Annotated in this window: 17 protein-coding genes; 15 read left to right on the top strand and 2 right to left on the bottom strand. The window is 65.2% G+C overall.

All coding sequences use genetic code 11. The annotated features are described in order from the left end of the window. Positions 1 to 194 precede the first annotated feature (194 nt). Complete coding sequence (locus M2282_RS22905; RefSeq protein WP_280811066.1) at positions 195 to 803, bottom strand: Crp/Fnr family transcriptional regulator; 609 nt, start codon at positions 801 to 803, stop codon at positions 195 to 197. Positions 804 to 958: 155 nt separating this feature from the next. Between M2282_RS22905 and oxc the strand changes: the two genes are divergently transcribed. From oxc to M2282_RS22850, 11 genes are all read left to right on the top strand, one after another. Continuing rightward, a complete protein-coding gene (gene oxc, locus M2282_RS22900; protein ID WP_280811065.1) occupies positions 959 to 2,779 on the top strand; it encodes an oxalyl-CoA decarboxylase in 1,821 nt (606 codons plus the stop codon). A 30-nt stretch (positions 2,780 to 2,809) separates the two neighbouring features. Next, complete coding sequence (gene frc, locus M2282_RS22895; protein WP_280811064.1) at positions 2,810 to 4,066, top strand: formyl-CoA transferase; 1,257 nt, start codon at positions 2,810 to 2,812, stop codon at positions 4,064 to 4,066. A gap of 32 nt (positions 4,067 to 4,098) precedes the next feature. Further along, a complete protein-coding gene (locus tag M2282_RS22890; RefSeq protein WP_280811063.1) occupies positions 4,099 to 4,533 on the top strand; it encodes a PAS domain-containing protein in 435 nt (144 codons plus the stop codon). A gap of 15 nt (positions 4,534 to 4,548) precedes the next feature. After that, a complete protein-coding gene (frc, locus tag M2282_RS22885; RefSeq protein WP_280811062.1) occupies positions 4,549 to 5,796 on the top strand; it encodes a formyl-CoA transferase in 1,248 nt (415 codons plus the stop codon). A 329-nt stretch (positions 5,797 to 6,125) separates the two neighbouring features. After that, entirely contained in the window at positions 6,126 to 6,458 is a 333-nt protein-coding gene (locus M2282_RS22880) for a hypothetical protein (protein ID WP_432422931.1), read from the top strand. A 10-nt stretch (positions 6,459 to 6,468) separates the two neighbouring features. Continuing rightward, positions 6,469 to 7,638 carry an ADP-forming succinate--CoA ligase subunit beta gene (gene sucC / locus M2282_RS22875; protein WP_280811061.1) on the top strand — a complete coding sequence of 390 codons (1,170 nt, stop codon included), beginning with the start codon at positions 6,469 to 6,471 and terminating at the stop codon, positions 7,636 to 7,638. A 327-nt stretch (positions 7,639 to 7,965) separates the two neighbouring features. Next, on the top strand, positions 7,966 to 8,865 hold the full coding sequence (gene sucD, locus M2282_RS22870; protein ID WP_280811060.1) for a succinate--CoA ligase subunit alpha: 900 nt from the start codon (positions 7,966 to 7,968) through the stop codon (positions 8,863 to 8,865). Between the two features lie 62 nt (positions 8,866 to 8,927). Next, complete coding sequence (locus tag M2282_RS22865) at positions 8,928 to 9,704, top strand: fumarylacetoacetate hydrolase family protein (protein WP_280811059.1); 777 nt, start codon at positions 8,928 to 8,930, stop codon at positions 9,702 to 9,704. A gap of 49 nt (positions 9,705 to 9,753) precedes the next feature. Continuing rightward, positions 9,754 to 10,764, top strand: a complete 1,011-nt coding sequence (locus M2282_RS22860; RefSeq protein ID WP_280811058.1) for a 2-dehydropantoate 2-reductase — start codon at positions 9,754 to 9,756, stop codon at positions 10,762 to 10,764. 19 nt (positions 10,765 to 10,783) lie between these two features. Continuing rightward, positions 10,784 to 12,205 carry a pyruvate kinase gene (pyk, locus tag M2282_RS22855; RefSeq protein ID WP_280811057.1) on the top strand — a complete coding sequence of 474 codons (1,422 nt, stop codon included), beginning with the start codon at positions 10,784 to 10,786 and terminating at the stop codon, positions 12,203 to 12,205. A 22-nt stretch (positions 12,206 to 12,227) separates the two neighbouring features. After that, complete coding sequence (locus tag M2282_RS22850; protein ID WP_280811056.1) at positions 12,228 to 13,166, top strand: LysR family transcriptional regulator; 939 nt, start codon at positions 12,228 to 12,230, stop codon at positions 13,164 to 13,166. 54 nt (positions 13,167 to 13,220) lie between these two features. Here the strand turns inward: M2282_RS22850 and M2282_RS22845 are convergent, their stop codons facing one another. Beyond that, positions 13,221 to 13,397, bottom strand: coding sequence for a hypothetical protein (locus tag M2282_RS22845; RefSeq protein ID WP_280811055.1), 177 nt, complete (start codon positions 13,395 to 13,397; stop codon positions 13,221 to 13,223). 643 nt (positions 13,398 to 14,040) lie between these two features. On the opposite strand from M2282_RS22845, the gene oxlT reads away from it, so the two are divergent. From oxlT to fdhF, 4 genes are all read left to right on the top strand, one after another. After that, complete coding sequence (gene oxlT, locus M2282_RS22840; RefSeq protein ID WP_280811054.1) at positions 14,041 to 15,369, top strand: oxalate/formate MFS antiporter; 1,329 nt, start codon at positions 14,041 to 14,043, stop codon at positions 15,367 to 15,369. Positions 15,370 to 15,639: 270 nt separating this feature from the next. Next, positions 15,640 to 16,140, top strand: a complete 501-nt coding sequence (locus tag M2282_RS22835) for a formate dehydrogenase subunit gamma (protein WP_432422930.1) — start codon at positions 15,640 to 15,642, stop codon at positions 16,138 to 16,140. Next, positions 16,137 to 17,699, top strand: coding sequence for a formate dehydrogenase beta subunit (locus M2282_RS22830; RefSeq protein ID WP_280811053.1), 1,563 nt, complete (start codon positions 16,137 to 16,139; stop codon positions 17,697 to 17,699). The genes M2282_RS22835 and M2282_RS22830 overlap by 4 nt, the downstream gene beginning before the upstream one ends. Positions 17,700 to 18,077: 378 nt before the next feature. Further along, positions 18,078 to 20,954: a formate dehydrogenase subunit alpha gene (fdhF, locus tag M2282_RS22825; RefSeq protein ID WP_280811052.1), complete on the top strand. Its 2,877-nt coding sequence runs from the start codon at positions 18,078 to 18,080 to the stop codon at positions 20,952 to 20,954. Positions 20,955 to 20,958: the final 4 nt, after the last annotated feature.

The raw sequence follows: 20,958 nt of genomic DNA, 5'->3' as shown, positions 1-20,958 counted from the left end.
CCCCCCCCCCCCCCCCCCCCCCCCCCCCCCCCCCCCCCCCCCCCCCCCCCCCCCCCCCCCCCCCCCCCCCCCCCCCCCCCCCCCCCCCCCCCCCCACGACGGCCTTCATTCAAGCGCGGCTTCAAGTTGAGGCGCCGCTTGCCCCCACCCCAACCCTCCCCCAGCGGGGGAGGGAGAAAGTCCCAAAGCCGCGCCTAGATTTTTCCGCGCTTCCTAAGCCGACTAAGGGTTTCCGCCGAGAGATTCAGATACGAAGCCAGTTCCTTGCTCGGAATCCGGTCTTCCAGCTCCGGGTGCTTGCGCATGAACCGGTGCACCCGCCCCGGCGCATCCAGCAGATGCAGCGTGATCGTGTGCGCCATGATCTCGCTCATCCCCTTCATCACCAGGTACTCGAACAGCTCCTTGGTCTCGGGGTGCCGGTCGAGAAAGGTGATCCATTCCTTCAGCGGCAGGCTCGCCACGCGGGCCTTGGTGACGCACACGATGCCGTAGGGCGTCGGCGTGCCCAGCCGCAGTGCCGCATAGCTGGTTTCCATGTCGTGCTCGTCGGCGAAGCGCAGGATCATTTCCTTGCCCTCCGGGTTGCTCACGACCCGCTTGAGGATGCCGTCGAGGATGAAGTACTGCTCCATCTCGCGCACGCCCTGGTGCAGCAGGAAGTCGCCCTTGTTGCCGTCCACGATCACGAGGTGGGCTTCCAGTTCGGTGCGGTCACTCTCGCCCAGGTCCTTGAGCAGGACGTTCTGCCGCAGCTGCGCGCGAATGATGTTTTTTTCCGGGTGGTTTTCCAACAACGTCATGGGTCCCGTCTTGCTCGAATTCGCAACAACAACTTCTGGTTCATCTGGCCGGTGCCGTTTTCCGGAAAGTTGACCGAGGTCAACGTTCGAAAGCATGCCCCCGAATCATAGTCCCGGCTCGGGCCTCGGCCATTCACCAAAGCAGAAGGAGAGACATGTCTTCAGTAAGAACGGACAAAGAGGCATCCACCACCCTGGACGACGCCCTCAAGCCCACGAACCGGGCCGATGGCGATGCGGTTGTGCGAGTTCTCAAACCAGTCGCGGACGACGCGGCGGCGCCGGAAACGATCGACGGCTTCCACCTCGTCATCGACGCGCTGAAGCTGAACGACATCGACACCATCTTCGGCCTCCCCGGCATCCCGATCACCGACCTGACGCGCATGGCGCAGGCCGAAGGCCTCCGGGTCATCTCGTTCCGCCACGAGCAGCATGCGGGCAACGCCGCGGCCGCCGCCGGCTTCCTCACGCAGAAGCCCGGCATCTGCCTCACGGTATCGGCCCCCGGCTTCCTGAACGGCCTCACGGCGCTGGCCAACGCCACCACCAATTGCTTCCCGATGATCCTCATCAGCGGATCGAGCGAACGCGAAATCGTCGACCTGCAGCAGGGCGACTACGAAGAGATGGACCAGCTGGCCATCGCCAAGCCTCTCTGCAAGGCCGCCTTCCGCGTGTTGCATGCCGAAGACATCGGCGTGGGCATCGCCCGCGCCATCCGCTCGGCACTCTCGGGCCGCCCCGGCGGCGTGTACCTGGACCTGCCGGCCAAGCTCTTCGCGCAGACCATGGACGCGGCCAAGGGCAAGGCATCGCTCATCAAGGTGGTCGATCCGGCGCCGCGCCAGATCCCCGCGCCCGATGCCGTCAACCGCGCACTCGACCTGCTCAAGAGTGCGAAGAAGCCGCTCATCCTGCTGGGCAAGGGTGCCGCCTACGCGCAGGCCGATGCCGACATCCGCGCGCTGGTCGAGAAAACGGGTATTCCCTACCTCCCGATGTCGATGGCCAAGGGCCTCCTGCCCGACACGCATGTGCAATCGGCCGCCGCGGCTCGCTCCTATGTGCTGCAGGAAGCCGACGTGGTGCTGCTCATCGGCGCGCGCCTGAACTGGCTGCTCTCGCATGGCAAGGGAAAGACCTGGGGCCAGGAGAAGGGCGCCAAGCAGTTCATCCAGATCGACATCGCACCGACCGAGATCGACAGCAACGTGGCCATCGCCGCGCCGGTGATCGGCGACATCGGCTCCTGCGTGGCCGCGCTGCTGGGCGGCATCGATGCCAAGTGGGCCAAGCCGCCGACCGAATGGACCGGCGCCATCGCCGAGCGCAAGGACAAGAACCTCTCGAAGATGGCCGCCACGCTCGCCGCGCGTCCGTCGCCGATGAACTTCCACAGCGCGCTCAGCGTGATCCGCGACCAGGTGAAGGCACGGCCCGACGCCATCGTGGTGAACGAAGGCGCCAACACGCTGGACTTCGCGCGCAGCATCGTGGACATGTACGAGCCGCGCAAGCGCCTCGACGTGGGCACCTGGGGAATCATGGGCATCGGCATGGGCTTTGCCGTGGCCGCCGCCGTGGTCACCGACAAGCCGGTGATCGCCATCGAGGGCGACAGTGCCTTCGGCTTCAGCGGCATGGAGGTGGAAACCATCTGCCGCTACAACCTGCCGATCTGCATCGTCGTGTTCAACAACAACGGCGTGTACCGCGGCACCGACGTGAATGCGAGCGGCACCGCCGACGTGGCACCCACCGTGTTCGTGAAGAACGCGCGCTACGACAAGCTGATGGAAGCCTTCGGCGGCGTGGGCGTCAATGCCACCACCGCCGACGAGCTGCAGAAGGCCCTTGCCGAGGCCGTCGCCTCGCGCCGCCCCACGCTCATCAACGCCGTCATCGACGAGACCGCGGGCACGGAGAGCGGGCGCATCACGAGCCTGAACCCCAGCACGGCGAAGAAGAAGTAATTCCAATTTTCAGCATCCAGGAGATATCACATGAGCGACAACAAACCCCTCAACGGCATCAAGATCATCGACTTCACGCACGTGCAAGCGGGCCCGGCCTGCACGCAAATGCTGGCCTGGTTCGGTGCCGACGTCATCAAGGTCGAGCGCCCGGGCTCCGGCGACGTCACGCGCTCGCAGCTGCGCGACATTCCCGATGTGGATGCGCTCTACTTCACCATGCTCAACAGCAACAAGCGCTCGCTCACGCTGGACACCAAGCAGCCCGAAGGCAAGCTGGTGCTGGAAAAGCTCATCAAGGAGTCGGACGTGCTGGTGGAGAACTTCGGCCCCGGCGCGCTCGACCGCATGGGCTTCACCTGGGAGCGCATTCAGGAGCTGAACCCCAAGATGATCGTCGCCTCGGTCAAGGGCTTCAGCGACGGCCACCACTACGAAGACCTGAAGGTGTATGAGAACGTCGCGCAGTGCGCCGGCGGCGCCGCATCGACCACCGGCTTCTGGGACGGCCCGCCGACCGTGAGCGCTGCGGCGCTGGGCGACAGCAACACCGGCATGCACCTGGCCATCGGCATCCTCACGGCCATCATCGGCCGCGAGCAGACCGGCAAGGGCCAGCGCGTGGCCTGCTCGATGCAGGACGCGGTGCTCAACCTCTGCCGCGTGAAGATGCGCGACCAGCAGCGCCTCGATCGCCTCGGCTACCTCGAGGAATACCCGCAGTACCCGCACGGCACGTTCAGCGACGTCGTGCCGCGCGGCGGCAATGCCGGCGGCGGCGGCCAGCCGGGCTGGGTGCTCAAGTGCAAGGGCTGGGAGACAGACCCGAACGCCTACATCTACTTCACCGTGCAGGGCCACGCCTGGGCGCCGATCTGCGATGCCATCGGCAAGCCGGAGTGGAAGACCGACCCCGACTACGTGACCGCCAAGGCGCGCCAGCCGCACATCACCGACATCTTCGCGACCATCGAAGGCTGGCTGGCCAACAAGACCAAGTTCGAGGCGGTCGACATCCTGCGCAAGTTCGACATTCCGTGCGCGCCGGTGCTGACGATGAAGGAACTGCTGAACGACGAATCGCTGCGCGCCAGCGGCTCGATCGTCGAAGTGCAGCACAAGGAGCGCGGCAGCTACTTCACCGTGGGCAGCCCGATCAAGTTCTCGGACCTCAAGCCCGAAATCACCGGCTCGCCGCTCCTGGGCGAGCACACCGAGGAAGTGCTGGCCGAGCTGGGCTATTCGAAGGCCCAGATCGACAACCTTCGCGAAGCCAAGGCCGTCTGAGGCCGTCGTAGAGAAAAAAGCGGGAGCACACCTTGTCCTCATCGACCATCGATTTCGAGCAACTCGTCGCCGGAGCCGGCGACGCCATCATGGTCTGCGATGCCAAGGGTGCGATCACGCTGTGGAACAAGGCTGCCGAGCGCATCTTCGGCTTTACCGAAGCCGAAGCGCTCGGGCAGTCGCTGGACATCATCATCCCCATGCGACAACGCCAGCGGCATTGGGATGGCTACAACAAGACGATGGAAACGGCGGTCACCAAATACGGTGCCGACGTGCTGCGCGTGCCCGCCCTGCACAAGGACGGGCACACCATTTCCATCGCCTTCACGGTCTCCATGCTGTTCGCCCAGGATCAAAAGGTTTCAGGCATCGTCGCCATCGTGCGCGACGAGACCGCCCGCTTCGCGGAGGAGCGCAAATTGCGCGCCCGTCTGGTAGAAGTTGAAGCCGCGACGAACAAATAAGACAGGAGACACACGATGAGCAAGGCACTCGACGGCGTTCGCATTCTCGACTTCACCCACGTGCAGTCCGGCCCCACCTGCACCCAGCTGCTGGCCTGGTTCGGCGCCGACGTGATCAAGGTGGAACGCGCCGGTGAAGGCGACGCCACGCGCGGGCAACTGCGCGACATTCCCGACGTGGACAGCCTCTACTTCACGATGCTGAACCACAACAAGCGCTCGATCACGCTGGACACCAAGAACCCCAAGGGCAAGCAGGTTCTCGACACGCTGATCAAGACCTGCGACGTGCTGGTGGAGAACTTCGCACCCGGCGCACTCGACCGCATGGGCATCACCTGGGCGCACATCCAGAAGCTCAACCCGCGGATGATCGTCGCCTCGGTCAAGGGCTTCGGCCCGGGCAAGTACGAGCACTGCAAGGTCTACGAGAACGTCGCGCAATGCGCCGGCGGCGCCGCATCGACCACCGGCTTCGAGGACGGCCCCCCCGTGGTCACCGGCGCGCAGATCGGCGACAGCGGCACCGGGCTGCACCTGGCGCTGGGCATCGTCGCCGCGCTCTACCAGCGCAACAGCACCGGGCGCGGCCAGCAGGTGCTCGCGCCGATGCAGGACGCCGTTCTCAACCTGTGCCGCGTGAAGATGCGCGACCAGCAGCGCCTGGAGCGCACCGGCACCATGCACGAGTACCCGCAGTACCCCGACGGCAAGTTCGGCGACGCGGTGCCGCGCGCGGGCAACGCATCGGGCGGCGGGCAGCCGGGCTCCATCCTCAAGTGCAAGGGCTGGGAGACCGACCCGAACGCGTACATCTACTTCATCACGCAGGGCGCGGTGTGGCCGGCCGTCTGCAAGGTGATCGGCGAAGAGGGCTGGATTACCGACGAGGCCTACGCCACGCCGGCCGCGCGCCTCTTGCACCTGAAGCCCATCTTCGCGCGCATCGAGCAATGGACCATGACCAAGACCAAGTTCGAGGCCATGGACATCCTCAACGAGTTCGACATTCCGTGCGGCCCGATTCTTTCGATGAAGGAAATCGCCGCCGACGAATCGCTGCGCGAGACCGGCACCATCGTCGAGGTGGACCACCCGACGCGCGGCAAGTACCTGACCGTGGGCAACCCCATCAAGATGTCCGACAGCCGGACCGAGGTGACACGGGCGCCCTTGCTGGGCGAGCACACCGAGGAGGTGCTCCGGCAATTGGGCTATGGCGTGGACGAAATTGCCATGCTGCGCACCGAGCGCGTCATATGAAGCTCACCCCCAGGCTTCGCGCACTTCGTGTCGCTTCGCCAACCCCCTTCCGGGGGCAACACCAGCGGCCCGGCAAAGCCGGTTCCGCGGTGTTTCTGGAATAGGCCGTAATTCGTATTAAGGCGGCTTGCCTAGGTAATTTTTGCAAATTGGCGAAAGCCATTTGCAATGGATGGCTGCGCTCTTTTTTGCCAATTCACATATAACGCATGGCAAATGCATTCAATAAAATAGTTTAACTATTATTTATCGATCATCGAATCTACATTTTGATCATGCCGACCCGCCACCCATTTGTCGCCCGGCATTCAATTTCCAGGAGAAATTTCATGATGATCGATGACGCACCCATTCAATACTGGAGCTCCGAGACGGAGCGCAACGCCTACAACGCAGCCTTCTACGAACTGGGCCTGCGCTGGCACTGGGACCGCGAAACCTATTGCCAATTGCTGCGCCAGAGCCAGGACGGCCCAGAGCGCGTGTGCCATTACCTGAGCACGCACCAGCCGCATTTGCTGCGCGCCTACGACGCCAGATCGCTGGCGGAGGTGATCGAGCAGAAAAAAGAAGTGCACCAGCAGCGCGAATTGAGCGAAGGCCTCGGAAGCCGGCGTTATTTCAATTGGGCCGAAAGCCGCGGCGCTGAATTGGGCGCCTGAAGCAATTGCCATGAATATCCACGAATACCAGGGCAAGGACGTATTGCGCAAATACGGCGTCACCACGCCCCGTGGATTCGCCTGCGCATCGGCCGACGAAGCGGCAGATGCCGCCACCCGACTGGGCGGCAGGGCATGGGTGGTGAAGGCGCAGATCCACGCGGGTGGCCGCGGCAAGGGCGGCGGCGTGAAGCTCGCGTGGTCGGTCGACGAAGTGCGCCGGCACGCGAGCCAGATGCTCGGCATGACCCTGAAGACCCACCAGACCGGCCCCGAAGGCCGCGTGGTGAAGCGCCTCTTGGTGGAGGAGGGCATCGAGGTCGACAAGGAGCTCTACCTCGCCCTGGTGGTCGACCGCGAATCGGGCCGCGTCGCACTGATGGCGTCCAGCGAAGGCGGCATGGACATCGAAGAAGTGGCGGCGCGCACGCCCGGCAAGATCCACAAGGTGCTCATCGATCCTGCCACGGGTCTGAAGGGCAGCGAAGCCGACATCGTGGCGCGGAACATCGGTCTCTCGGGCAAGTCGGTGATGCAGGCGCGCACGCTGATGCAGAACCTCTACCAGGCGTTCGACGCGAGCGATGCATCGCTCGCCGAAATCAATCCGCTGGTGGTGACGCGCGACGGCCGTGTGATCGCGCTCGACGCCAAGTTCAACTTCGATGCGAACGCGCTCTACCGCCAGCCCGAGATCGCCGCGATGCGCGACCTCGACGAAGAAGACCCGGCGGAGGTCGAGGCCTCGCAGTCCGGCCTGTCGTACATCGCGCTCGATGGCGACATCGGCTGCCTGGTCAACGGCGCGGGCTTGGCGATGGCGACGATGGACGTGATCCAACTCTACGGCGGCTCGCCCGCCAACTTTCTCGACGTGGGCGGTGGCGCGACGGCCGAGAAAGTGACGCAGGCCTTCAAGCTGATGCTGCGCAACCCGAATCTGCGCGCGATCCTGGTCAACATCTTCGGCGGGATCATGAAGTGCGACGTGATCGCGCGGGGCATCGTCGCCGCGGCGCGCGAAGTCGAGCTCTCGGGGCCACTGGTGGTGCGCATGAAGGGCACGAACGAGAGCCTGGGCAAGACCATCCTTGCGCAGTCGGGGCTGAAGGTCATCACGGCGGATGACATGGCGGATGCGGCTGAGCTGGTGGTGGCTGCTGCTCGGCGAGGGGCGTGATGAAGACTTGCTCTCTGATTCGTCGCGTTGTGCATTCAGGGCGCGATCGCGCCGACGGGGTACCTTGCTCCGCGAATGTCCCCCGCCTTCGGCTCCTCCTTGATTTCGCTGCGCAAGGCACCCCATCGGCGCGCTCGTGTTCAGAGCACTGGTTGATCGGCCGCAAACCGGCAGCGTGTCCAGGTGCACAGGGCATCGGGTGCTCCCCGCAGCGAAATCAAGGAGGAGGGCGAAGCCCGGGGGACATTCGCGGAGGGGAGTACCCGGTGGCCTGTGCACGCGCCCTGAACCGACGCCCTGCAAAACAAGCCGAGGACAAGAACTGAAATGTCGATCCTCATCAACAAGAACACCCGCGTCATCACGCAAGGCATCACCGGCAAGACCGGCCAGTTCCACACCGCGATGTGCCGCGACTACGGCAACGGCCAGAAGTGCTTCGTCGCGGGCGTGAACCCGAACAAGGCGGGCAAGTCCTTCGACGGCATTCCGGTCTTCGGCAAGGTGAAGGATGCGAAGGCCGAGACAGGCGCCACCGTGTCGGTGATCTACGTGCCGCCGCCGTTCGCGGCCGCTGCGATCGACGAAGCGGTCGATGCGGGCATGGAGCTGGTCATCTGCATCACCGAAGGCATTCCGGTGCGCGACATGATCCGCACGCGCCATCGCATGGAGGGCAGCAAGACCTTGCTGCTCGGGCCGAACTGCCCGGGACTCATCACGCCCGACGAAATCAAGATCGGGATCATGCCGGGCCACATCCACCAGCGCGGGCGCATCGGCGTGGTGTCACGCTCGGGCACGCTGACCTACGAAGCGGCGAGTCAATTGGCGCGCTTCGGCATCGGGCAATCGACGGTGGTGGGCATCGGCGGCGATCCGGTCGGTGGGTTGAAGCACATCGACGTGCTCAAGATGTTCAACGACGACCCGCGCACCGACGCCGTGATCATGGTCGGCGAGATCGGCGGCAACGAAGAAGAGATCTGCGCGCGCTGGATCAAGGACCACATGCGCAAGCCCGTGGTCGGCTTCATCGCAGGTGCCACCGCGCCGCCCGGCAAGCGCATGGGCCACGCGGGCGCCATCGTCTCGGGCGGGCGCGGCACCGCGCAGGAAAAGCTCGCGGTGATGAAGGAATGCGGCATCCATGTGACGAGCAATCCGGCGGAGATGGGGAAGCTGCTCGCGTCGCTCGTCATTCCCGACTACCTCCCGTTCGACTGATCGATCCGATCCATCGGACGCTCGTGGAACGGTTTCGCAGATTTCAAGAAAGCACACAACAAATGAAACAGCAGCAACAGCAGTGGGTCCGTTTCGAAGATGCCGGCAAGGCCACCTTCGGCACCGTCGAGGGCGATGCCGTGCACGAGCACCAGGGCGACATGTACGGCCGCTCCGAGCCCACGGGCCGGGTGTTCGTGCTCGCGGGCCTGAAGCTGCTCACGCCCAGCGAGCCCACGAAGGTGATCGCGCTGTGGAACAACTTCCATGCGCTCGGCGCCAAGCTGAGCCTGCCGGTGCCCGCGGAGCCGCTGTACTTGCTGAAGGCGCCCAATTCCTTCGCGGCGCATGGCGATGCGATCAGGAAGCCCCTGTGCGAGGGCAAGGTGGTGTTCGAGGGCGAGCTGGGCATCGTCATCGGCAAGACCGCCACCGCCGTGGCCGAGGCCGATGCGCTGGACCATGTGTTCGGCTACACCTGCGCCAACGACGTGACGGTGGCCGACATCCTGAACCGCGATGCATCCTTCGCCCAATGGGTGCGCGCCAAGGGCTTCGACACCTTCTGCCCCATGGGACCCGTGGTGGCCACGGGCCTCGATCCCGCAACGCTCGTCGTGACCACCGTGCTCAACGGCGAGGAGCGCCAGAACTACCCGATCAGCGACATGCGCTTTTCCGTGCGGCAGCTGGTCAGCCTGATCTCGCAGGACATGACGCTGAACCCCGGCGACGTGATCCTGTGCGGCACCTCGGTGGGCGTCGGCTCGATGAAGCCGGGCAGCCAGGTCGAGATCGGCATCGAAGGCATCGGCAAGCTTTCCAACCGCTTCGGTTGACGGCACCGCCCGGCCTCGTGCAACGCATTCAAAACTACTGGGGATCGACATGAAGATTGCAGTCATCGGAGCAGGCGCCATCGGCGGCCTGGTGGGCGCGAAACTCGCGCTGGCCGGGGAGGACGTGACGTTCATCGTGCGCGGCGCGAACCTTGCGGCCATCAAGGCGAACGGCTTCAAGCTGGTCTCGGCCGAGGGCGAAGAGCAGGTCGCGCGCAACGTGAAGGCCACCGACAGCTATGACGAGGCCGGCCCGCAGGACATCGTCATCCTCGCCATGAAGGCGCACCAGGTCGAGGCCGTGGCGAACGACGTGCCCAAGCTCTTCGGCCCCGAGACGATGGTCGTGACGATGCAGAACGGCATTCCGTACTGGTACTTCCACAACCACGGCGGCGCGCTCGCGGGCACGCTGGTGCGCAGCGTCGACCCGACGGGGCTGGTGAGCGCGAAGGTGCCGGCCGAGCGGGTGATCGGGTGCGTGGTGTATCCCGCGTCCGAGCTCATCGCGCCGGGCGTGGTGAAGCACATCGAGGGCGATCGCTTTCCGGTCGGCGAGCTCGGCGGCTCGTCGAGCGAGCGAGTGAACCGCGTCTCGGCCTGTTTTACCGGCGCGGGCTTCAAGGCGCCCGTGCTCGACAACATCCGCTCGGAGATCTGGCTCAAGCTGTGGGGCAACCTCACCTTCAACCCGATCAGCAGCCTCTCGCATTCGACGCTGGTCGACATCTGCCAGTACCCGCCGTCGCGCGACTTGGCCGCCGCGATGATGCGCGAGGCCCAGGCCGTGGCGCACAAGCTGGGCATCGAGTTTCGCGTGACGCTGGAAAAACGCATCGCCGGCGCCGAGAAGGTCGGCAAGCACAAGACCTCGATGCTGCAGGACGTCGAGGCCGGCCGCGCGCCGGAGATCGATGCGCTGGTGGGTGCGGTGGTCGAACTGGCGCGGCTCACCGATACATCGACGCCGCACATCGACACTGTGTACACGCTGGTCAAGCTGTTGGCGCGCACGATGGAAGACCAGCGCGGCCAAGTCCGGCTTCGCGAGATGGCATGACAAGAAAGCACGACACACCATGAGACGCACACGCAGCGCAAAGATCGTCGCCACGCTCGGCCCGGCTACGCCCGACGAGCAAGCCATTCGCGCGCTGTTCGAGCGTGGCGTGGATGTGTTCCGGCTGAACTTCAGCCACGGCTCACAGCACGACCATGCGCGCCGGCTGGAGGCGATTCGCCGGCTCGAGAAGGAGTTCGGCCGACCCATCGGCGTGCTGCTCGACCTGCAGGGGCCGAAGCTGCGGCTGGGCACCTTCGAGGGCGGACGCGCGCAGCTGGAAGCGGGCAAGCGCTTTCGCCTCGACATGGACACGAAGACCAACGGCGACTACCGCCGCGCGCCGCTGCCGCATCCCGAAATCTTCGCGGCGCTGCAGGCCGGCACGGATCTTTTGCTCGACGACGGAAAGCTCCGCCTGCGCGTGGAGAGCCACGGCGCCGACTTCGCGGAGACCACCGTCATCGTCGGCGGGCCGATCTCGGATCGCAAGGGCGTGAACGTGCCGAGCGTGCTGCTGCCGATCTCGCCGCTCACGCCGAAGGACCGCGACGACCTGGACTTCGGCCTCTCGATGGGCGTGGACTGGGTGGCGCTCTCGTTCGTGCAGCGACCCGAGGACATCACCGAAGCCCGCGAGATCATCGGCAAGCGCGCCTGGATCATGGCCAAGCTGGAGAAGCCCGCAGCCATCGAGCACCTGGACGGCATCGTCGCGCTGGCCGACGGCATCATGGTCGCGCGCGGCGACCTCGGCGTGGAGCTGCCGCCCGAGCAGGTGCCCGAGCTTCAGCGCCGCATCGTGCGCGCCTGCCGCCAGCACGGCAAGCCGGTGGTGGTGGCCACGCAGATGCTCGAATCGATGATCGCCGCGCCCGTGCCCACGCGCGCCGAAGTGTCCGACGTGGCCACTGCCATCTACGACGGTGTCGATGCGGTGATGCTCTCGGCCGAATCGGCCTCCGGCAAGTACCCGCTCGAAGCGGTCGGCATGATGGACCGCATCGTCGCGCGTGTGGAGGCCGACCCGTCGTACCGCACCGGCATCGACGCCACGCACGATGTACCGCTGTCGACCACGGCCGATGCGGTGTGCGCCTCGATGCGCCAGGTGGCCGCGCTGCTCGCGCCGGCGGCCACCGTGACCTACACCTCCTCGGGCTTCACCAGCTTGCGGGCCGCGCGCGAGCGGCCCGCGGTGCCGATCCTGAGCCTCACGCCCGATGTGGCGGCCGCGCGCCGCATGGCGATGGTCTGGGGCGTGCATGCCGCGCTCGTGGACGATGTGCACGATGTGGCCGAGATGATCGAATGCGCCTGCCGCACCGCGCAGGCCGAAGGCTTCGCGAAAGCGGGAGACGATGTGGTGGTGGTGGCGGGCCTGCCGTTCGGCTTGTCGGGCACGACGAACCTGTTGCATGTGGCGCGGATACCGGGGTGATGCAGCCCCGTTTTCCCCACCGATGAAGCATGCAACCCTGCGCCAGCTGAAGGTCTTCGAGGCCGTCGCGCGGCTCTTGAGTTTTTCGCGCGCAGCCGAGGAGCTTCACCTCACGCAACCCGCAGTCTCCACCCAGGTCGCCAAGCTCGAGGAGCACGCAGGCAACGTGCTTTTCGAGCAGTTCGGAAAGAAGATCTTCCTCACGCCCGCGGGCGCCGAGCTGCTGCAGATCAGCCGCGCGATCATCCAGCAGTTCGAGGCGGCCGAGAACGCGATGATGCAGTTCAAGGGCGTCTCGGGCGGCAAGCTCAACGTCGGTGTCATCAGCGCGGGCGACTACTTCTTTCCGCGCCTGCTGGTGGAGTTCGCGAGCCGCCATCGCGGCGTGACGCTGAACTTCACCGTGCACAACCGTGAAGGCCTGCTCACCCACATCGCGGACAACCTCACCGACCTCGCGATCATGGTGCGGCCGCCCACTGATCTGGACACCTTGAACCAGGCCTTTGCGCCGCACCCTTATGTGATCGTCGCGCCACCGACGCATCCGCTCGTCGGTGTGCCACGCGTTCCACTGAAGCGCCTGATGCGCGAGCCGTTCGTGGTGCGCGAGAGGGCATCGGACACCTGGCACTCGATGGAAGACGGCTTCGGCCGCGAACTGGAGCACATCAACATTGCGATGGAGATCCGCAGCACCGAGACGATCAAGCAGGCGGTGATCGCGGGCATGGGCGTGAGCTTTGTCTCTGCGCACACCATCAGCCAGGAGCTGAAGGCCGGCAGCCTCTGCGTGCTCGACGTGGAAGGTTTTCCGTTGATGCTCAACTGGTACGTGGTGCACCGTCGCACCAAGCGCCTGCCGCCGGTGGCGCAGGCCTTCAAGGACTTTCTGCTGAGCGACGGCGCATCGCTGATCTCGCAGATCGTGCCGTTCAAACCGCTGCAACTACAGCCCTGAAAAAACAAAAGAGCGCATGAAGCGCTCTTTGTCTTTGGGGCGGGGCACGATCAATCAGTTGGTCAGTGCGCTGCGGATGCTCTTGCGGTGTTGCACGAGTGCGGCGCGAGCGGCCTTGTACATGATCACGATGGGCATCGCGGCGACCAGGTCGCGCAGCGCATCGTCGTTGGTGGCGGTGGCCGGCGATGCATTGCGGATCGCGCGGGAATCGAGGGTTGTGTTGCTCATGAAAATGCTCCTGGAAAGTTGAATCAAAAAGACTGAAGGGATTACCCGCAATTTTAGGGTTTACCCTAGACGATCGCAAACGCTCATTTCGCGTTTCTTGACCTAGGTCAATTTTTCTCCCGATGGATGGGGGTTGCAAGCCCGTATTCGGGGCCTTTGTTCAGGGCGTGTGCACAGGCCACCGGGTGCTCCCCTCCGCGAATGTCCCCCGCCCTTCGGGCCCCTCCTTGATTTCGCTGCGGGGAGCACCCGATGCCCTGTGCACCTGGACGCGCTGCTGGTGTGCAGCCGATCAACGACTGCCATGAAGAGATCGCGGTGATGGTGGGCTCTGTTTCGCGAAATCAAGGAGGAGGCCGCAGGCCGGGGGACATTCGCGAAACAGAGCCCACCGTCGCCGCGATCGCGCCCTGAACAGCAGCACAAAAACCTGCATTGCAGATGTTCGATTGCTAGGGATATCACGGGGGTCCCAACAGCTCGCGATTCGTGTGAACTTGACTGCGGTCAAGAGTTTTTGAGTCGTGCCGTCCGACAGTCATCCACGCGCAAAAACAAGTGATTCATTTCTATTTTTTCACTCGACTGATTGCGTCGTTTTTCCCGAGACCGTCGGACTCATCAAAACATTAAGGACAACGCCATGACTCGGCCAACAACCACGATCGCGGGCTCCAGCCCTGCGATGTATCCACCATCGGATTCCACCCACGGTGTCACCGCCCAGAAATCCGAGGCGTACCGATGGGGACAGTTGCTGATCGGCATCGTCTGCATGGCGATGATCGCGAACCTCCAGTACGGCTGGACCCTCTTCGTCAACCCCATCGCTGAAAAGCACGGCTGGAGCCGCGCCGCCATCCAGGTGGCCTTCACCATCTTCGTGCTCACCGAGACCTGGCTCGTGCCCATCGAGGGCTACCTCGTCGACCGCTTCGGCCCGCGCCCCGTGGTGCTCGTGGGCGGCGTGCTCTGCGGCCTCGGCTGGGTGCTTAATTCCTTCGCTGCCTCGTTGCCCATGCTCTACTTTGCAGCGGCCGTTGGCGGCATCGGTGCAGGCGCGGTGTACGGCACCTGCGTCGGCAATGCGCTCAAGTGGTTCCCCGATCGCCGCGGCCTTGCAGCGGGCATGACCGCCGCAGGCTTCGGTGCCGGCTCTGCGCTCACGATCATCCCCATCTCCGTGATGATCAAGAACAGCGGCTACGAACAGGCGTTCCTGTATTTTGGGATCGGCCAGGGCGTCATCGTCTTTGCCCTGGCCTGGCTTCTGACCCGCGCACCCGATCATGCGAAGGCGTCGAACAGCCGCAACGTGCAGCAGTCCAGCCGCGACTACGCACCCTCGGAGGTACTGCGCTCGCCCATCTTCTGGGTGATGTACGCGATGTTCGTGATGGTGGCGGCCGGCGGCCTCATGGCCACCGCGCAGCTCGCACCCATTGCGCAAGACTTCAAGATCATGGACGTGCCGGTCAACATCATGGGCATCGTGCTGCCCGCGTTGACCTTCGCGCTGGCCATCGACCGCGTGCTCAACGGATTGACGCGGCCCTTCTTCGGCTGGGTCTCCGACAAGATCGGCCGCGAGCAGACGATGTTCATCGCCTTCGCGCTCGAGTCGGTCGGCATCCTGGCCCTCTACCACTACGGCCACAACCCGATCCTTTTCGTGCTGCTGACCGGCATGGTGTTCTTCGCCTGGGGCGAGATCTACAGCCTGTTCCCCTCGACCTGCGCCGACACCTTCGGCTCCAAGTACGCCGCCTCGAACGCCGGCATGCTCTACACCGCGAAGGGCACCGCCTCGCTGCTGGTGCCGCTCTCCAGCGTGCTCGCCGCATCCACCGGCAGCTGGCATGCGGTGTTCATCGTCGCGAGCGCGGTCAATGCCATCGCTGCGCTGCTGGCGTGGTTCGTGTTGCGTCCGATGCGCCGCAAGCACATCGAGCAGAGCCGTCTCTCGTCCTGATTCCATCCTCGTTCTTCGTCACCAATGGCCGATGCGCGAAGCGCGCGAGCGCTGCACATCGGCCCGCCACGTCCTCGATGAGCTTGCAGGGACTGGGCAAGGCCGGTGGTGCCCGGCCCCTTGTTTCGGGGAAATTGACCTGAGTCAAGGCCATTGCCCGCGTATTCCCCGACAGTGCCTCCAGAGCGGGAAACCGCACGGTTTTCCTGGTACGCCCCCCGAGCCGGGATGCAAGGCAACGATGAATAAAAACCCGGCAAGGAGCGCCGCATGAACGAAGTGGGACGACACGCCACGATGAGCGAATCCGATGAACTGGCCGCGGTTCGCCAGGTGCTGCTGCAACGCGCCGAGGAACCGGGAGCTCTGCTTCCGATCCTTCACGACGTGCAGGACACGCTGGGCTACATCCCGCCGCACACCGTGACCACGATCGCCGAGGGCGTGAACCTCTCGCGCGCCGAAGTGCACGGCGTCATCACCTACTACCACCACTTCCGCTCCGCACCCGCGGCGCGCCACGTGATCCAGATCTGCCGGGCCGAAGCCTGCCAGGCCATGGGCGCGGATGCGCTGCTGGCCCACGCGGAGTTGCGCCTGGGCTGCAGCGCGCATGGCCATTCGAAGAACGGCAACTTCACGCTGGAGCCGGCCTTCTGCCTGGGCCTGTGCGCCTCGTCGCCCGCGATGACGATCAACGAAGAACCGCACGCGCGCATGACGCCGCGTTCGTTCGATGCGCTGGTTGCGCACTACGGAGGCTGCGCATGAGCGGTATCACCATCTATGTGCCGCGCGATTCGGCCGCACTGGCAGTGGGCGCGGAACGCGTGGCCGAACGCATCGCGCAGGAAGCTGCGGTGCGGGGCATCCCTTTCGGCATGGTGCGCAACGGCTCGCGCGGCCTGTTCTGGCTGGAGCCGATGGTCGAGGTGAGCACGCCGGCCGGCCGCGTGGCCTACGGCCCCGTGACCATCGACGACGTGGCGGATCTCTTCGATGCCGGCTTCGCCGAAGGCGCGCAGACACATCCGCTGTCGCTCGGCCTGACCGAGGAGATCCCCTATCTGAAGAAGCAGGAGCGCCTGACCTTCGCGCGCATGGGCATCACCGATCCCGTGTCGGTTGCCGACTACGAAGCGCATGAAGGCTATGCGGGCCTGCGCCGCGCGCTCGGCCTGAAGCCCGAAGAAGTGGTGCAGCAGGTGCTCGACTCGGGCCTGCGCGGCCGCGGCGGCGCGGCGTTCCCGGCCGGCATCAAGTGGAAGACGGTAATGGCCACGCCGGCCGCGCAGAAGTACATCGTCTGCAATGCCGACGAAGGCGACTCGGGCACCTTCTCCGACCGCATGACGATGGAGGGCGACCCGCTCATGCTCATCGAGGGCATGACCATCGCGGGCATCGCCACCGGCGCGACCAAGGGCTATGTCTACATCCGCTCCGAATACCCGCACGCCATCGCGACGATGAACGAGGCGATCGGTGCGGCAGAAGCCGCGGGCTTCCTCGGCGACAACATCCTCGGTTCGGGCCAGGCCTTCTGGCTCGAGGTGCGCAAGGGCGCGGGCTCGTATGTGTGCGGCGAAGAAACTGCACTGCTCGAAAGCCTGGAAGGCAAGCGCGGCATCGTGCGCGCCAAGCCGCCGCTGCCGGCCATCACGGGTCTCTTCGGGCAGCCGACGCTCATCAACAACGTGATCACGCTTGCGAGCGTGCCGCTGATCCTCGCGCGCGGCGCCGAGCACTACCGCGACTTCGGCGTCGGCCGTTCGCGCGGCACGCTGCCGATGCAGCTGGCCGGCAACATCAAGCACGGCGGTCTGGTCGAGAAGGCCTTTGGCGTGACGCTGCGCGAGTTGCTGTACGACTACGGCGGCGGCTCCGCATCGGGCCGGTCGATCAAGGCGGTGCAGGTGGGCGGACCGCTCGGTGCCTACCTGCCCGAATCGCAATGGGACCTGCCGCTGGACTACGAGGCCTACGCGGCCGTGGGCGGCACCGTGGGCCACGGCGGCATCGTGGTGCACGACGACACGGCCGACCTCTCGAAGCTTGCGCGCTATGCGATGGAGTTCTGCGCCATCGAGTCGTGCGGCAAGTGCACGCCGTGCCGCATCGGCTCGACCCGCGGCGTGGAGGTGATCGACAAGATCCGCGCGGACAACAAGCGCGTGGAGCACGTCATCCTGCTGCGCGACCTGTGCAACACCATGGTCCACGGTTCGCTGTGCGCCATGGGGGGCATGACGCCGTTCCCGGTGCTGTCCGCGCTCGATCATTTTCCGGAGGACTTCGGTCTTGTGGTGCCTGATCGCAAGGCTGCCTGAAATGCGCGCTCGCTGTTTCATTCGGCGTGGTCGGGGGCATTCAGGGCGCGATCGCGCCGACGGGGTGCCTTGCTCCGCGAATGTCCCCCGCCTTCGGCTCCTCCTTGATTTCGCTGCGCAAGGCACCCCATCGGCACGCTCGTGTTCAGAGCAGCAGTTGATAGGCCACGCACCGGCAGCGCGTCCAGGTGCACAGGGCATCGGGTGCTCCCCGCAGCGAAATCAAGGAGGAGGCCGCAGGCCGGGGGACATTCGCGGAGGGGAGTACCCGGTGGCCTGTGCACACGCCCCGAACAGCAGCGCTCTGAACAAGAGCCAACCGACCACAAGCCCACCGGCAAGACCGGTCAGCTAAGCCGCACAGAGAAAGAAAAAGACATGTTGGACCATCTGAAAGAAATCGACTACGGCACCCCCAAGCGTGAATCGACGCGCGAGGTCACGCTGGAAATCGACGGCAACGAAGTCACCGTCCCCGCGGGTACCTCGCTCATGCGCGCGGCCGTGGATGCCGGCATCAACGTGCCCAAGCTCTGCGCCACCGACAGCCTGGAGCCCTTCGGCTCGTGTCGCCTTTGCCTCGTCGAGATCGAAGGCCGCAAGGGCTTTCCAGCCTCGTGCACCACGCCCGCCGAAGCGGGCATGAAGGTGCGCACGCAAACGCCCAAGCTGCAGGACCTGCGCAAGGGAGTGATGGAGTTGTACATCTCCGACCATCCGCTCGATTGCCTCACCTGCTCGGCCAACGGCAACTGCGAGCTGCAGGACATGGCGGGCGTCACGGGCCTGCGCAACGTGCGCTACGGCTTCGACGGCGCCAACCACCTGAAGGACCAGAAGGACGAGTCGAACCCGTACTTCACCTACGACCCTTCCAAGTGCATCGTCTGCAACCGCTGCGTGCGTGCCTGCGAGGAAACGCAGGGCACCTTCGCGCTGACCATCAGTGGCCGCGGCTTCGAGTCGCGCGTGTCGCCGGGGCAGGACGAAGCGTTCATGGAATCGGAATGCGTGAGCTGCGGCGCCTGCGTCGAAGCCTGCCCCACCGCCACCTTGCAAGAAAAATCGGTGATCTGGCTCGGCCAGCCCGAGCACAGCATCATCACCACCTGCGCCTACTGCGGCGTCGGCTGCGCCTTCAAGGCCGAGATGAAGGGCAACGAGGTCGTGCGCATGACGCCGTGGAAAGACGGCAAGGCCAACGAAGGCCATTCGTGCGTGAAGGGCCGCTTCGCCTGGGGCTACGCGACCCACCAGGACCGCATGCTCAAGCCGATGATCCGCAAGAACATCAGCGATCCGTGGCAGGAAGTGAGCTGGGACACCGCGCTCGACTACGCCGCCGGCGAGTTCAAGCGCCTGCAGGCCAAGTACGGCAAGGACTCCATCGGCGGCATCACCTCCTCACGCTGCACCAACGAAGAAACCTATCTCGTGCAGAAGCTGGTGCGCGCGGCCTTCGGCAACAACAACGTCGACACCTGCGCACGCGTGTGCCACTCGCCCACGGGCTATGGCCTGAAGCAGACGCTGGGCGAATCGGCCGGCACGCAGACCTTCAAGTCGGTGGAGAAGGCCGACGTGATCATGGTGATCGGCGCCAACCCGACCGACGGCCACCCGGTGTTCGCCTCGCGCATGAAGAAGCGCCTGCGTGAAGGCGCCAAGCTGATCGTGATCGATCCGCGCCGCATCGACATCGTGAAGTCGCCGCACGTGAAGGCCTCGCACCACCTCCAGTTGAAGCCCGGCACCAACGTGGCCGTGGTCACCGCGCTCGCGCACGTGATCGTGACCGAAGGGCTTACGGCCGATGCCTTCATCGCTGAGCGCTGCGACACCGCTTCGTTCGCCGCCTGGAGAGATTTCGTCGCGCAGCCCGAGCAATCGCCGGAAGCCACCGAGAAGGCCACCGGCGTGCCGGCCGCCGAGATGCGTGCCGCCGCACGCCTGTTTGCGAGCGCTGCCAACGGCGCCATCTTTTACGGCCTGGGCGTGACCGAGCACAGCCAGGGCTCCACCACCGTGATGGGCATCGCCAACCTCGCGATGGCCACCGGCAACGTCGGCCGCGAAGGCGTGGGCGTGAACCCGCTGCGCGGCCAGAACAATGTGCAGGGCGCGTGCGACATGGGCTCGTTCCCGCACGAGCTGCCAGGCTACCGCCATGTGTCGGACAGCACCACGCGCGCCTCGTTCGAAGCGGCCTGGGGCGTGACCATCGATCCGGAGCCCGGCCTGCGCATTCCCAACATGTTCGATTCCGCGATCGGCGGCGGCTTCAAGGGCCTGTATTGCGAAGGCGAGGACATCGTGCAGTCGGACCCCAACACGCAGCACGTGGCCGCGGCCATGATGGCGATGGAGTGCGTGGTGGTGCAGGACATGTTCCTCAACGAAACCGCCAAGTACGCCCACGTGTTCCTGCCGGGCTCGTCGTTCCTCGAGAAGGACGGCACCTTCACCAATGCCGAGCGGCGCATCTCGCGCGTGCGCAAGGTGATGCCGCCGAAGGCGGGCCTGGCCGACTGGGAGATCACGGTGAAGCTCGCGCAGGCGCTGGGCTACCCGATGGACTACAAGAGCCCCGAGGACGTCATGGCCGAGATCGCCTCGCTGACGCCGACCTTCCACGGCGTGAGCTACAAGCGCCTCGATGAACTCGGCAGCATCCAGTGGCCCTGCAACGACGAAGCGCCCGATGGCACGCCGACGATGCACATCGACACCTTCGTGCGCGGCAAGGGCCGCTTCATCGTCACGCAGTACGTGGCGACCGACGAGAAGGTCACGCGCAAGTTCCCGCTGCTCTTGACCACCGGGCGCATCCTCTCGCAGTACAACGTGGGCGCGCAGACGCGCCGCACCGACAACAACCTGTGGCACGGCGAAGACCGGCTGGAGATCCATCCGCACGACGCCGAGGAGCGCGGCGTGAAGGACGACGACTGGGTCGGCATCCAGAGCCGCGCGGGCGAGACGGTGCTGCGCGCCACGGTGTCCGAGCGCATGCAGCCGGGCGTGGTCTACACGACCTTCCACTTCCCCGAGTCGGGCGCCAACGTCATCACCACCGACAACTCCGACTGGGCCACCAACTGCCCCGAGTACAAGGTGACAGCGGTGCAGGTGATGCCGGTGATGCAGCCCTCGACCTGGCAGCAGGAGTACAGCCGCTTCAACAAGACGCAGATCGATCTGGCGACCGCCGGCGCGCTGCCCGAAAAGCGCAACGAGACGGTTCCGGCCAAGTAGACAG

The sequence above is a fragment of the Variovorax boronicumulans genome (assembly GCF_029892485.1).
In the GTDB taxonomy this organism is placed as follows: Bacteria; Pseudomonadota; Gammaproteobacteria; order Burkholderiales; family Burkholderiaceae_C; genus Variovorax; species Variovorax boronicumulans_B.
Note: the sequence above shows the minus strand (reverse complement) of the source record. Positions and strands in the feature narration are given on the sequence as shown.